Source organism: Burkholderia sp. 4NA327C6 (assembly GCF_005502655.1).
GTDB classification, from domain to species: Bacteria; Pseudomonadota; Gammaproteobacteria; order Burkholderiales; family Burkholderiaceae; genus Burkholderia; species Burkholderia contaminans.
In genome coordinates this window covers 1-13,364 of sequence record NZ_SCNZ01000015.1, presented here as the reverse complement: position 1 = coordinate 13,364, position 13,364 = coordinate 1, and the positions used below count along the sequence as shown (strand labels likewise).

The window sequence follows — 13,364 nt, the reverse complement described above, 5'->3', positions numbered from 1 at the left end:
ACGCAACCGGTCGCGGCGCGTTGCGCCGGCCGCGTCAGTCCTTGCGTTGCCACTGACTGAACGACACCGGCCGGTGCGCGTCGGTGCGCGTGACGGTGACGTGGTCGGGCTGGTCGTCGAGCGGAAACGATTCGGTGACGATCCGGTTCGAAAACAGCCATCCGTGCGTGCGCGGGTCGTAGCGGAACGTCACGTAGTCGCTCCAGTGCTGCCCGCACGCGACGAAGTTCTGCACGGTGAAATAGCGGCCTTTTATCGCGAAGCCGTTGTCGGCGGCATCTTCGGGATCGAACGGATCGCACTGGCCGCCTTCGTTCGCGCGCAGCACGACCTGGTCGTTGCGCGCGACGAGCCGGAATGTGTGATCCGGCTGTTCCTCGAAGATCAGCAGCGGACGCGGCGACGGCTGCTCGCGCGTATCGACCGCCCGGTGCACGACGACGAGGAAGCTACGCCGCCCGTTGTCGAGATCCGGCCCCGCATGCGCGAGCAGCGGCTGGTAGCCGGGCGGCAACTGCGCGGCCACCGATTTCGGCAGGTCGGCTCCGCGGGCGTTGAACGAAAACGCGGCGAGCATCGGGAGGAACACGATGGGCAGGCGGGAAATGCGCATCACGGGGTGTCCGGTCGAATGTAGGAAGGCGGTGCCGATGGCGAGGATGTTACAAGTCCCGCCCGAGAAACTCGGTGCCCGGCACCGGGTTGAACGCGACGGGCGGCGCGAATCTCGATCATGGGTGGGCGGCGCGACTGACGGGAAAGAGGGCCAGCATAGCAGCGACAAGCCGCTTTCGGGCATACGCGAAGCGTGCCAGAATCAGCGGCTCGACCGTCGGAAACGACACGCAGGCGCTGGCGATTCGGCGTCGCTCACCAAGGAGACTTCGATGACTGCATCGGCTGCCGTACTCGCCATCCTGGCCGCGCTGTTTCTCGGCGCGATGATTCCGGGCCCGAGCTTCGTGCTGGTTGCCCGCAATTCGATCGGGCTGTCGCGCCGCGACGGGCTGGCCACCGCGCTCGGCATGGGCATCGGCGGCATCGTGTTCGGCGGCGTCGCGCTGGCCGGGCTCTATACGCTGCTGCAGGCCGTCGAATGGTTGTACGTGGGCCTCAAGGTGGCGGGCGGCGCGTACCTGATCTACATGGCGTCGAAGATCTGGCGCGGCGCCGACCGGCCGATCGCGATGGACGATCCGCAGGCGATGGCCGGCGGCAGCGCGCGCAAGTCGTTCTGGACGGGCCTCACGACCCAGCTCAGCAACCCGAAGACGGCGATCTGGTACGGCAGCATCTTCGCGGCGCTGCTCCCGCAGCATCCGCCGCTGTGGTGCTATCTGGCGCTGCCGCCGCTCGTGTTCGGCGTCGAGTTCGGCTGGTACACGATCGTCGCGCTGTGCTTTTCCACGCGTCGACCGCGCGAGCTCTACCTGCGCGCGAAGAAGTGGGTCGACCGCATCGCCGCCGGCGCGATCACGCTGCTCGGGCTGCGACTGATCCTGAACGCCCCGAAAGCGGGCATCTGACCGCTTCCATTCCCGATCCGCATCGCACGTCAGCCGGCCATTCCCGTGGCCGGCTGACGGCGCACACCGCGCGAACGCGCATCGGCATCAGGCTTCGCTGAACCGCGCCAGCAGCGCCGCGAACCGCGTGTCGTCCGGAAATGCCTTCACTTCGTAGCGCACCGGGCGATGCACGGTGGCCGTCATCAGGTCGCCGCACGTGTGCAGCAGCTCGGCCAGCGGCACGTACGCGGACTGCCCCGTCGAGCCGCGATGGAGCGCGACGATATCCGTCTCGGGCAGCAGGGAAGGCACGCCGTCGCTCCACACGCCGACGCTGAACAGGCTGCCGTCCTTGCGCTTGTACACCGAGTAGGTCGCCACGAAGATGTCGGTGCCGTCGCGCTCATGCACGTCGTTGAGCAGCATCCGCTGATCCTGGTAGTCGCCCGCGAGCTCGCCGATGCGCAGCGCATGCAGCTTCGCTTCGAGCCCTGCCGGCACGAAGCGCTGCCAGGCGGCGCCGTCCCAGCGCAGCATCAGCGGCGGCAGCGGGCGCGGCTGCGCCTGCGCCTGTTCGGCGAGGTCGACCAGGGCGGCGAGCCCGGCCGGATTGCGGTCGCCGGTGAGCAGCAGCACCGCGCGGTTCGGCGCCATCACGACCGGCGCGCCGGCGATCGGCTGGCGGTGAAGCAGGTCGGTCAGCAGTAGCCGCGCCGCGTCGTAGGAGTCGTCGAATTGCGACAGGAATACGCCGTTCGGCAGCGCGGCCCACGGCTTCGACGATTCGGCCCGCAGGTTGTCGATCGCGATGTCGCAGGCTTCGTCGAACGAGACGCCCCATTGGTCGAGCGTCGCGGTCGGCAGGCGCGCGATGTTGAACTCGCCGTCGTACGCGATGCCGATTTCGATGTTCTCGCAGAGCGGCCGGAACGCCAGCGCCGTGATACCGGGCTGCCCGGCCAGTTGCAGCGTGGCCACGCAGCGCTCGGTCGCGCTGCGGATCACGGGCCGCAGCTTCGCGCGCGCGGCGGCGAAATCCGTCGGGATCTCGTGCTGCATCATCGCGTTCGCCTGCCGCTTCAGCACGGTGTCCCGCTCGGACGGCTTCGCGGCCGCGTAGTCGCGGAACAGGTTGTGCAGGTTGATGATGTTCGACGGCGCATCCGACTGGACGAGGCAGCCCTTCTCGTCCTCGTGCCGCCAGGTGCGGGTGTCGCCCGATGCGCGCAGCGTGGCGATCAGGCGTTCCGCGAAGGCCTGCGGGGTCGGCGGTTTGCCGAAACGGTCGCGCAGGCGCGTGACGAGATTGGCAAGCATCGTGGGCGGTCGGGCCGGGCCCGTCTGTTGTCGTTGTGGGTCGGTGGCGCCTGCTCTCAGTGCGCCGCCCGCGGCCGGCACACGTGGCTCGGCGGGTGTTGCGATGGTAGCGCAACGGGGCCGGTATCGTCGGACGATATTCGCAACCGGTGGGTGATTTGGCGGTGGGTGGCAGGAGCTGGGACAGGATCTGGAGCCAGGGCAAGGGCAAGGGCAAGGGCAAGGGCAAGGGCAAGGGCGCGGCAGGACCGTCCCCGCAGCAGCCCCCGTTCGCCCGCCAAGCCTTGCGCGGTGGGCGTTCGCGTGTGTCGCACGCCGCGCCGAACGGCGCCGCTTCCCCGATTCTGGCGGCCCACCTCCCGGCGACGTGTAAACTGCTGCCTTTTTTGACGGTTTGCAGCATGGTGCAAGCACCTCCGCGCCCGGCACTGAGCGGCCCCGCGCTCGTCCGGCTGCTCGCGCGCCTGGCCGATGCCGACATCGCGGAATCCCGGCAGACGCTGTCCGACCGGCTGAGCCAGTGGCTCGGCTGGACCGACGCGATCACGCTGTCGTCCGCGCTGAACGCGAGCCCGCCCGGCGTCGCGGCCGGCGTGCGCGGCTACGACGCGGAACGCGACTGCGCGCGCGTGCGCCACGAGCTCGCGCAGGCGATCACGGCCGCCAATCGGCCCCGTGCGCGGCGCCGGCCCGGCGATCCGCCGCCGCCGGCCGCCGACACGGCCGATTTCGCGGACTTCCGGCAGCGTTATCTGTCCCTGCAGCAGGACATGGAAACGGCGATCGGCCAGTTGCGCGGCCGCCTGCGGGTCGCGGTCGCCGCCCGCTCGTCCGGGATGGCGCGGCTCGCGACGCTCGACGCGATCATGGAACGCGTGCTCGGCGCGCGCGAGCGCAGCCTGCTGTCGTCGATCCCCGCGCTGCTCGGCACGCGGTTCGGGCGGCTGCGCGACGCGGAGCGGCAGGCGCTGGCCGATGCCGAATCCGCGGCTGCAGCCACGGCCGATCCGGCCGATGACGGCGCGGTGGCGGTCGATGGCACGGCCGTCGCGGCGATCGTGCCCGGCGCATGGCTCGATACGTTTCGCGACGAGATGCAGAGCATCCTGCTTGCCGAACTCGAAGTCCGGTTTCAAACGGTAGACGGGCTGCTCGCGGCCCTTCGCACCAGCTAATCAACACGCTATGTCCAGAATTCGCCTTGATCTCGTTGTCTTCGTCGCCGGTCTGCTCGCTGTGGGCTGGATCGGCGTCGGCTATGTCGCGTCGAACCCGCTGGCGGCGGCCGTCACGCTGCTGATCGCCGCGTGCTACGTCGCCGGCGCATGGGAGCTGCTGCGCTACCGGCAGGCCACCGCCACGCTGTCGCGCGCGGTCGCCGGCCTGACCGAGCCGCCCGCGAAGCTCGACACGTGGCTCGATACGCTGCACCCGGGCCTGCGCGGCGCCGTGCGCGCGCGGGTCGAAGGCGCGCGCGTCGCGCTGCCGGGCCCGTCGCTCACGCCTTACCTCGTCGGCCTGCTCGTGCTGCTCGGCATGCTCGGCACGCTGCTCGGGATGGTCGTCACGCTGAAGGGCACCGGCGCTGCGCTCGAAAGCGCGACCGATCTCGATGCGATCCGCGCATCGCTGATCGCGCCGGTGAAGGGCCTCGGGTTCGCATTCGGCACGTCGATCGCCGGTGTCGCGACGTCCGCGATGCTCGGGCTGCTGTCCGCGCTCGTGCGCCGCGAGCGGATCGACGCGGCCCAGCAGCTCGACGCGAAGATCGCGACGACGCTGCGCGTGCATTCGTCCGCGCACCAGCGCGACGAATCGTTCCGGCTGCTGCAGCGCCAGGCCGACGTGATGCCGACACTGGTCGACCGGCTGCAGACGATGATGACGACGCTCGAAGCGCGCAGCGTCGCGCTGCACGATCGCCAGATCGAAAGCCAGCAGGCGTTTTTCGACCGGACCGAGCGCGCCTATGCGGGCCTCGCGTCGAATGTCGGCGATGCGCTGAAGGAAAGCGCCGCCGAAAGCGCGCGCGTAGCCGGTGCCGCGCTGCAGCCGGTCGTCGCCGCGACGATGACGGGGCTCGCGCAGGAGATGGCTGCGCTGCGCGACACCGTGACGGGCGCCGTGCAGCGTCAGCTCGACGGGCTGACGGACGGCTTCGAGAAGACCACCGGCAACGTGACGGCCGTCTGGAACCGCGCGCTCGACGAACAGCGCCGCGCGGGCGATGCCGTCGCGCAGCAGCTGCAGACGACGCTCGGCCAGTTCACCGACACGTTCTCGCAGCGTTCGGCGGACCTGCTCGACGGCGTGGCGACGCGCCTCGAATCGACTGAAAGCCGCCTGTCGGACGCATGGCGCGATGCGCTGTCGCGCCAGGAGCAGGTCGGCGAGACGCTGGCGGGCCAGCATGCGCGCGCGCTGGGCGAGGCCGCCGCGGCGTTCGAACGCCATTCCGGCGCGACGCTTGCCGCGATGCGCGAGTCGCACGCGGGGCTGCAGGCCGACCTGGCGGCGCGCGACGAACAGCGCGTCGCCGCGTGGAACGATTCGCTGGCCGCGATGGCCGCAAAGCTCGGCGACGAATGGCAGCGCGCCGGCGTGCACAGCGCAGCCCGTCAGCAGGAAATCTGCGACGCACTGGCGCAAACGACGCGCGATCTCACGGCGCAGGCTGCGACGTTCGAACAACGTTCGAACGCGTTGCTGTCGACGATTCGTGATTCGCATACGGGCCTGCAGACGCAACTGGCCGCACGCGACGAAGAACGCCTGTCCGCATGGAACGACTCGCTGGCCGCGATGGCCGCGAAGCTCGGCGACGAATGGCAGCGTGCAGGTGTACATAGTGCGGGCCGTCAGCAGGAAATCTGCGACGCATTGGCGCAAACGACGCGCGATCTCACGGCACAGGCATCGACGTTCGAACAACGCTCGAATGAATTGCTGTCGACGATCCGCGATTCGCACACGGGCTTGCAGACGCAACTGGCTGCACGCGACGAAGAACGCCTCACTGCATGGAACGACTCGCTGGCCGCGATGGCCGCGAAGCTCGGCGACGAATGGCAGCGTGCAGGTGTACACAGTGCGGGCCGTCAGCAGGAAATCTGCGACGCACTGGCGCAAACGACGCGCGATCTCACGGCACAGGCATCGACGTTCGAACAACGCTCGAATGAATTGCTGTCGACGATCCGCGATTCGCACACGGGCTTGCAGACGCAACTGGCTGCACGCGACGAAGAACGCCTCACTGCATGGAACGACTCGCTGGCCGCGATGGCCGCGAAGCTCAACGACGAATGGCAGCGCGCGGGCGTGCACAGTGCGGGCCGTCAGCAGGAAATCTGCGACGCACTGGCACAAACGACGCGCGATCTCGCGGCACAGGCATCGACGTTCGAACAACGCTCGAACGCGTTGCTGTCGACGATCCGCGATTCGCATGCCGGCCTGCAGTCGCAACTGGCCGCGCGCGACGAAGAACGCCTCACTGCGTGGAACGACTCGCTCGCCGCGATGGCCGCCGCGCTGCGCGACGAATGGGCGCAGACGAGCGCGCAGGCCGCGACGCGCCAGCAGGACATCTGCGACACGCTGGCCCGCACCGCGAACGACATCACCGCGCAGGCGCAGGTGCACGCGAGCGACACGATCAACGAGATCGCGCGCCTCGTGCAGGCTGCATCGGAGGCGCCGAAGGCCGCGGCCGACGTCGTCGCCGAGCTGCGCCAGCGCCTGTCCGACAGCCTGGTGCACGACACCGCGATGCTCGAGGAGCGCAGCCGCCTGCTCGCGACGCTCGAAACGCTGCTCGGCGCGGTCAACCACGCGTCGACCGAACAGCGCACCGCGATCGACGCGCTCGTCAGCACGTCGGCCGACCTGCTCGACCGCGTCGGCGCGCGCTTCAACGACACCGTCGATGCCGAAACACGCAAGCTCGACTCGGTGGCCGCGCAAGTCACGGCAGGCGCCGTCGAGGTCGCGAGCCTCGGCGACGCGTTCGGGATGGCCGTGCAGGTGTTCGGCGAGTCGAACGACAAGCTGCTGACCCATCTGCAACGCATCGAGGCCGCGCTCGAGAAGTCGCTCGCGCGCAGCGACGAGCAGCTCGAGTACTACGTCGCGCAGGCGCGCGAGGTGATCGACCTGAGCATGATGTCGCAGAAGCAGATCGTCGAAGACCTGCAGCAGCTCGCCGGCCGGCGGGCGAGCGTCGGAGCGTAACGCATGCACGACGAAATCGACGGCGGCGCAACCTCCGCGCCGGTGTGGCCCGCGTTCGCCGACCTGATGTCGGTGCTGCTCGGCGCGTTCGTGCTGATTCTCGTCGGCGTGATCGGCATGCAGCTTCAGCTCACGTCGAAGCTCGAGGAAGCCGTGCGTGCGCGCCAGCAGGAAGCGCAGCAGCGCAAGTCGCTCGAGCAGGCGCTCGCCGGGCCGCTTGCAGCCGGCCGCGTGACGCTCGTGAACGGGCGCATCGGCATCAGCGGCAACGTGCTGTTCGCGCTGAACTCCGACCAGTTGCAGCCCGCGGGCCGCGACCTGCTGAAGACGCTGGCCGCGCCGTTGGGCACCTACCTGAAGACGCGTGACGAGATCCTGATGATCAGCGGCTTCGCCGACGACCAGCAGGTGCATGCGGGCAACCGCCTGTTCGCGGACAACTGGGAACTGTCGGCCAAGCGTGCGTTGACGGTCACGCGTGCGCTGATCGACGCCGGCGTGCCGGCGTCGTCGGTGTTCGCGGCGGCGTTCGGCTCGGAGCAGCCGGTCAGCTCGAACGCGGACGATGAAGGCCGCGCGAAGAACCGCCGCGTGGAGATCGCGCCGGTGCCGCGCAAGTCGGCCTCGAACGGAGGGAAGGCGAAGTGACCGGCGAAGTGACCGGCGACGCGACGCACGTTCGCGCGACGCTCGACGCATGGCGCGAGCAGGGCGCCGACCGGCTCGATCCGGTGCGCTTTCACCGGATCGACGCGCTCGAACGGCGCGCGGCCGCGCTCGAAGGCGATGCGCGTGCGTTGCTCGACGCGCGGCTGGCGACGCTGATCGAAGGTTTTGCGGAAGTGGTGGCGCGCGCCGGTGAAACGGCGACCGCGAGCAGCGCGCCAGGTGCGCCCGCGCGCGGCGCGCTGGCAGAACTCGTCGAGCGGCTCGCGCGCGATGCGCAGGCCGACCGGCGCGGGCTCGATCCCGAGCTGGTCGACTACTTCCGCACGATGTGGTCGAAGGTCCGCACCGAACAGCAGTATCGCCAGTCGCTCGACCAGGTGCCGCGCAACGCGGGGCCGCTCAATTCGAACAGTCTCGTGCACCGGTCGCTCGCGACGATGCGCGAGTTGTCGCCGGCTTATCTGCAGCAGTTCCTGTCGTATGTCGACGCGCTCGCGTGGCTCGAGGATCTCGCCGGCGGCGGCGCGCAGCCCGAGAAGGAAGCGCCGCGGGCGAAGGCGGCCAAACCGGCGAAGAAGGCGACGCGCGCCAAGGCGCGGTAACGCTGCGCGCGTTCCTGAACGAACGCGGATTGCTACCGGCCCGGTTCCGCCTCGTGGATCGCCGCGCGCAGTGCGTACAGCGCATCGGCCAGCGCCGATGCGAACGGCGGATGCGCGGCGATGCCCGCCGCGTCGAGCTGGCTCCCGAGGATCGGCAGCGTGATCGACGCGGGTTCGACGATGTTCGCCGACATCACCGACAGCGTTTCCCGCAGCGCCGCGTCCGCATGCGTTGCGCGTGGCGATGCGTTCAGCACGGCGACCGGCTTGTACACGACGGCCTCGCATCCCACGATCCAGTCCAGCGCGTTCTTCATCACGCCCGTTACGCCGTGCGCGTATTCCGGGCTCGCGATCAGCAGGCCGTCTGCGGCATTCACGCGGTCGATCAGGTCGCGCACCACGGCGGGCGACGGATATTCGGCGTCGGGATTGAACAGCGGGAATTCACCGAGACGATCGAAGCGCACGATGCGCATGCCGCGCGGCGCGACGAGCGCGGCCGCATCGAGCAGCGCGGCGTTGTACGACTGCGCGCGGAGGCTGCCGCACAGCGCGACGATGTCGACGTGGCGGTCGGCGTGGGGGCGGGGATCGGTGGTCATCGATGGGCGTGTCGGTTGGCGCGTTGCGTAGCGGTGAGCGTCGCGCGGGTCGCACGGATTATCGCACCGGTGTTCGGGCGGCACCGGCCATTCCCGCCGCGCGCGCGAATTCCCCGATCTCCCATCCACGACCGAGCATCAGCCGCCGCGTATGCAGCGCGCCATGCACGTGGTCGTCGACGGTTTCGCCGAGATAACGCAGCGCACGTCCGTCGATATCGACGAAGCCGTGCCGGTAATCCTGCGCGAGCGCCGTCCACAACTGCGCGGCGCCGACCGACTGGCGCGCGCCGCTGATCAGGCACAGGCCAGCGTCGAGTCCCCAGCGATACAGCGTCGTCGCCAGCCCCTTGCGTTGCGCGGATCCGCGCAGCCGCGTATGCGGCGCGCGCAGGTAGCGGTCGGCGCGGCGCGGGATTTCGGGCAGGCGGTTGAACACCGTATAGCCGGCGAGCTGGCGCGCGGCCGGGTCCTCGACATACAGGAAGTATTCGCCGTCCGCTTCGCGGTGGCGGACGATCAGGCCGGAGCGGCCGAACGCGACCGCCGGCAGGCCGTGCAGGCGATGGCCTGGCTGGTAGAGACGCGCGTAGAGCGCGTCGAGTTCATCGTCGATGTCGTGCTGGGAATGCTGTACGTCGATACGCATGGCAAAGGTCGCCCGTCCCGGGCGGTCCGAGAAAGTGGTTCATCGCAAAAGGGGAAAGGAATGGCTGCGGCCCCCGGGCTCGGCGAAGCGAGCCGGGGCCGCGAATCAGCTGGGGATGTGCTGGAAACCGGCGGCGATCGCGGCGAGGCCCGCGATGCAGAGTGCGAACAGGATCAGGACTTTGTGGATCACGTCTCTCTCCTCAAGAATGCGCGGCGCCGAAGGGCGGCATCGCGGAGACGGTGAGCGGCGGGCGCGGCCCGCGCGGCCGTCGTGCGGGACGACGGTCGAAGGTCCGGGCGACGTATCGCTCGCGGACGGGCAGCACCATACGCGACGTGATTCGGGTGGGCAATCGGACAGAGGATGAAAGGCGACGAAAGGCGGAGAATCGCGTCGTTTCGCGACAATTGGCCGCATGAGGGCGGGCCGCTACCCGGGGCAACCGGCCCCGCCTTTTTCCACCGTATCAAGCCGGAGCGCGCTGCCCGAATGCCTGCCTGATTCGCGCGAACAGCCCGTGTTGCTCGATCCATTCGGCATACGCACGATAGTCTGGGTCGCGCATCAGGTGGCGCTCTTCCGTCTTCGCCCGCGTGTAGTAGATCAGGTTGATCGCGACGAGCCCCGCGCAGTGCATGAGCCCGACCTGCCAGCCGAGCGGCTCGACGAACGGCACCGACACCATCCAGTACGACAGGTTCTTCGTGATGTACGCCGGATGCTTCGTGAAGCGGTACGGGCCCGACGTGATGATCCCGCGGTTGGTGAGGTTCGAGAAACGCAGCCCGAACGAGATCGTGCACAGCGCGTAGGTCAACAGCAGCAGGATGATCACCGAGCCCCAGATCACGCGCAGCGTCGGGGCCGACATCAGCCAGTTGTCCCAGAACATCGAGCCTTCGTAGCGGATGTAGTTGTTCGAGAACAGCGACCAGAACGGCTGGTAGCACATCAGCGCGGCCACCCAGCCGAGCGTCGTCGGCTCGACGGTGCGCACGTGGCTGTCGAGGATGCGGAACGTGCACAGGTAGCCGACGGTGCCGAACATCAGGTCCATCGTGAACGACAGGTCGTACATGAACACGAAGGTCGCGATCGTCATCGGCGCATGCATCGCGTTCGCGAGCGACGCGGTCAGGTGATCGGCGTCCTTCGACAGGTAGACGGTCATCAACGGCAGGAAGAACGCCTTCACGCCCCAGCCGGCCAGCATCTCGCGCACCGGCTTCCAGCTTGCGGGCCGCTCGCGGCGGAACAGGAAGCGGCCCCACAGCAGGTACGCGTCGTCGGTCTCGCGCTGGTGGCGGTCCATCCACGCGAAGTAGAACGGCGCGGCGACGATCACGTACGGCGCGAGCGAGCGCAGCAGCGACCAGAATGGCAGGTAGAACCGGCCGTGGTATTCGGGCAGCAGCCAGTAGATCACGCCGATGCCCGCATAGATCGACGTCAGCGCGCCGAGCCGCGTCGCGACGCGCGCGATGCCGAGCGGCCGGACGGCCTGCCGCGACAGGCCCGCGCTCGGGCGCAGGTAGACGCGCGAGATGAAGATTTCGTGCAACGCGATCGTGCCGATGATCGCGAGGCTCGCGATGACCGCGCGCGTGGCTGCGTCGAGGGTCGGCTGGTCGCGCGTGATCCACAGCGCAAAGAGCCCGGCGGTGATGCCGAGCAGGCCGGCGCGCAGCGGCGTGGCGGAACGGGGTGGGCGGTCCTGGACCGCGGCGATGCCGTCAAGCGTGGAATTCATGATCGGATCCTCGTACGGATGAGGGCCGGCGCCCCCGCTTGGCGGGTGACGCCGGCCGTCGGCCGGGCTTTGTATGGATGCGCGCCCGGCCATTGGCCTGTGGTTCTGTCAGATAAAGCGTTACTTCTTGTTGCCGCCGCCCAGCAGTCCGCCCAGGAGGTTCGTCACCGGCGACAGCAGGTTGCCGGCGCCGCCCGCGGCACCACCGTTCGAGCCGCCGGTGAGGCCGCCCACCACGGAGCCGCCACCCGCCGGCGTCGTGACCGAGCCGGCCGCACCGCCGGGGCTGGCCGTGCCGGCGGCGCCCGCGGCGCCTGCCGGCGTCGTCAGCGCACCCGTCACCGTGCCGACCGGGCCGCTCGACAGCAGGCCGCCGAGCGTGCCCGTCACGTTGCCGCCCGGCGTCGTGACCGTGCCGGTGAGGCTGGCGCCGAGCGGCGTCAGCGAGTTGACGAGGTTGGTGACCGGCGCCAGCAGGCCGCCGATACCCGCGCCACCGGTGCCGCTGGTGCCGCCCGTGCCACTCGTTCCGCCGGTACCGCTCGTGCCGCTCGTGCCGCTCGAACCGAGGCCGCCGAGCGCACCCGTCAGCGAGCCGAGCAGGCCCGTGACCGGTCCGAGCGGGCCGCCGCTGCTCGTGCCACTGGTGCCGCCCGAACCGCTCGAGCTGCCGCCGCCCAGGCCGCCCGTCAGCGTGCCGAGCAGGCCCGTGATCGGGGCGAGCGGGTTGCTGCCGCCCGTGCCGCTGCTGGAGCTGCCCGCGTTGTTGTCGTGGACGAGGCCGCCGGTGGACGTCACCGTGTTGCCGAGCTGCGCGACGACGCCGCCGAGCGCGCCGCCGACCGGGTTGTCGGTCGCGCCGCCGACCTTCGTGCCGGCGCTGGCGAGGCCGTTGCCGAGCGCGCTCAGCAGGCCGTTGAGCGGCGTGCCGAGCAGCGTGACGCCGCCGAGCGTCTGCGTGGCGCCCGGCGTCGTGACCCCGCCGGTCAGCGTGTTCGTGATCGGGTTGATCACCTTGCCGACCTGCGTCTCGAGCTGCTGGACCGGCGAGCTGTTCAGCGCCGTGTTGAGGCCCGACGCGGTCGAGTTGACGGCGCCGCCGACGGTGTTGACGAGATCGCCGACGAGCGTCGTGACCGGCGACAGCGGCGACAGCGGGCCGGAGCCGAGGCTCTTCACCGCGTTGCCGAGGTTGTTGACCGCGCCGCCGACGCCGGTCAGCAGGCCGGTGGTCGACGTCAGCGTCGGTCCGAGCGGGTTGGCCGACACGCCGATCGAGCCGAGGCCGGCCGCGACGCCGTTGCCGAGCGCCTGCACGCCGTTGCCGAGGCTCGTGACCGCGTTGCCGACGCTGGTGGCCGTCGTCGGGTTCGTGCCGGGGATCTGCACGCCGCCGATCTGCGCGCCGCCGGTTGCGACCGTCGTGCCGAGTGCCGTTACGAGGTTGCCGGATTTCTGGAGGACATTGCCGAGGGGGGTGACGCCGGTGCCGGAGGTGCCCGACGTACCGGAGGTGCCCGAGGTGCCCGACGTGCCGGAAGTGCCCGACGTGCCGGAGGTGCCCGACGTGCCCGACGTGCCCGACGTGCCGGAAGTACCCGACGTGCCGGAGGTACCCGACGTGCCGGAGGTACCCGAGGTGCCGGAAGTGCCCGAGGTACCGGAAGTACCCGACGTGCCGGAAGTACCTGACGTGCCGGAAGTACCCGACGTACCGGAAGTACCCGACGTGCCGGAAGTGCCCGAGGTGCCGGAAGTGCCCGACGTGCCCGACGTGCCGGAAGTGCCCGACGTGCCGGAAGTACCCGACGTACCGGAGGTGCCCGAGGTGCCGGAAGTACCCGACGTACCGGAGGTGCCCGAGGTACCGGAAGTACCCGAGGTGCCGGAAGTACCCGACGTACCGGAGGTACCCGAGGTGCCGGAGGTGCCCGAGGTACCGGAAGTACCCGAGGTGCCGGAAGTACCCGACGTACCGGAGGTACCCGAGGTGCCGGAGGTGCCGGAGGTGCCCGAGGTACCGGAAGT

At 69.7% G+C, this 13,364-nt stretch carries 11 protein-coding genes; 5 read left to right on the top strand and 6 right to left on the bottom strand.

Annotated elements, in window-relative coordinates; translation table 11 throughout:
* Positions 1 to 34: 34 nt before the first annotated feature.
* Positions 35 to 613: a hypothetical protein gene (locus FFS49_RS16975; RefSeq protein WP_137910483.1), complete on the bottom strand. Its 579-nt coding sequence runs from the start codon at positions 611 to 613 to the stop codon at positions 35 to 37.
* Between the two features lie 274 nt (positions 614 to 887).
* Between FFS49_RS16975 and FFS49_RS16970 the strand changes: the two genes are divergently transcribed.
* Positions 888 to 1,526 carry a LysE family translocator gene (locus tag FFS49_RS16970; protein ID WP_069252865.1) on the top strand — a complete coding sequence of 213 codons (639 nt, stop codon included), beginning with the start codon at positions 888 to 890 and terminating at the stop codon, positions 1,524 to 1,526.
* Positions 1,527 to 1,613: 87 nt separating this feature from the next.
* On the opposite strand, the gene FFS49_RS16965 is transcribed toward FFS49_RS16970, so the two are convergent.
* Entirely contained in the window at positions 1,614 to 2,825 is a 1,212-nt protein-coding gene (locus FFS49_RS16965) for a hypothetical protein (protein ID WP_137910482.1), read from the bottom strand.
* A 401-nt stretch (positions 2,826 to 3,226) separates the two neighbouring features.
* Here FFS49_RS16965 and FFS49_RS16960 point away from each other — a divergent pair, with 401 nt between their 5' ends.
* The 4 genes from FFS49_RS16960 to FFS49_RS16945 are packed head-to-tail and all read left to right on the top strand — an operon-like array spanning position 3,227 to position 8,329.
* Positions 3,227 to 4,000: a DUF3348 domain-containing protein gene (locus FFS49_RS16960; RefSeq protein ID WP_137910481.1), complete on the top strand. Its 774-nt coding sequence runs from the start codon at positions 3,227 to 3,229 to the stop codon at positions 3,998 to 4,000.
* Positions 4,001 to 4,010: 10 nt separating this feature from the next.
* A complete protein-coding gene (locus FFS49_RS16955) occupies positions 4,011 to 7,058 on the top strand; it encodes a DUF802 domain-containing protein (RefSeq protein WP_137951012.1) in 3,048 nt (1,015 codons plus the stop codon).
* A gap of 3 nt (positions 7,059 to 7,061) precedes the next feature.
* Complete coding sequence (locus FFS49_RS16950; protein WP_131931614.1) at positions 7,062 to 7,706, top strand: OmpA family protein; 645 nt, start codon at positions 7,062 to 7,064, stop codon at positions 7,704 to 7,706.
* Between the two features lie 8 nt (positions 7,707 to 7,714).
* Positions 7,715 to 8,329, top strand: a complete 615-nt coding sequence (locus FFS49_RS16945; RefSeq protein ID WP_137910290.1) for a DUF2894 domain-containing protein — start codon at positions 7,715 to 7,717, stop codon at positions 8,327 to 8,329.
* 32 nt (positions 8,330 to 8,361) lie between these two features.
* Here FFS49_RS16945 and FFS49_RS16940 read toward each other — a convergent pair whose 3' ends face one another.
* From FFS49_RS16940 to FFS49_RS16925, 4 genes are all read right to left on the bottom strand, one after another.
* Positions 8,362 to 8,934: an NADPH-dependent FMN reductase gene (locus FFS49_RS16940; RefSeq protein ID WP_137910288.1), complete on the bottom strand. Its 573-nt coding sequence runs from the start codon at positions 8,932 to 8,934 to the stop codon at positions 8,362 to 8,364.
* Positions 8,935 to 8,992: 58 nt separating this feature from the next.
* Positions 8,993 to 9,583: a histone acetyltransferase gene (locus FFS49_RS16935; protein ID WP_137910287.1), complete on the bottom strand. Its 591-nt coding sequence runs from the start codon at positions 9,581 to 9,583 to the stop codon at positions 8,993 to 8,995.
* A gap of 469 nt (positions 9,584 to 10,052) precedes the next feature.
* Entirely contained in the window at positions 10,053 to 11,336 is a 1,284-nt protein-coding gene (locus tag FFS49_RS16930; RefSeq protein WP_071333057.1) for an isoprenylcysteine carboxylmethyltransferase family protein, read from the bottom strand.
* A gap of 120 nt (positions 11,337 to 11,456) precedes the next feature.
* Positions 11,457 to 13,364, bottom strand: a 1,908-nt coding sequence (locus FFS49_RS16925; protein WP_137951011.1) for a collagen-like triple helix repeat-containing protein, incomplete at its 5' end; no start/stop codon positions are given.

What these genes read in the sequence shown, in the direction of transcription:
- FFS49_RS16965 (WP_137910482.1), bottom strand. Translation starts at nt 2,825, where the DNA reads ATGCTTGCCAATCTCGTCACGCGCCTGCGCGACCGTTTCGGCAAACCG.
- FFS49_RS16930 (WP_071333057.1), bottom strand. Translation starts at nt 11,336, where the DNA reads ATGAATTCCACGCTTGACGGCATCGCCGCGGTCCAGGACCGCCCACCC.
- FFS49_RS16940 (WP_137910288.1), bottom strand. Translation starts at nt 8,934, where the DNA reads ATGACCACCGATCCCCGCCCCCACGCCGACCGCCACGTCGACATCGTC.
- FFS49_RS16955 (WP_137951012.1), top strand. Translation starts at nt 4,011, where the DNA reads ATGTCCAGAATTCGCCTTGATCTCGTTGTCTTCGTCGCCGGTCTGCTC.
- FFS49_RS16950 (WP_131931614.1), top strand. Translation starts at nt 7,062, where the DNA reads ATGCACGACGAAATCGACGGCGGCGCAACCTCCGCGCCGGTGTGGCCC.
- FFS49_RS16970 (WP_069252865.1), top strand. Translation starts at nt 888, where the DNA reads ATGACTGCATCGGCTGCCGTACTCGCCATCCTGGCCGCGCTGTTTCTC.
- FFS49_RS16935 (WP_137910287.1), bottom strand. Translation starts at nt 9,583, where the DNA reads ATGCGTATCGACGTACAGCATTCCCAGCACGACATCGACGATGAACTC.
- FFS49_RS16960 (WP_137910481.1), top strand. Translation starts at nt 3,227, where the DNA reads ATGGTGCAAGCACCTCCGCGCCCGGCACTGAGCGGCCCCGCGCTCGTC.
- FFS49_RS16975 (WP_137910483.1), bottom strand. Translation starts at nt 613, where the DNA reads ATGCGCATTTCCCGCCTGCCCATCGTGTTCCTCCCGATGCTCGCCGCG.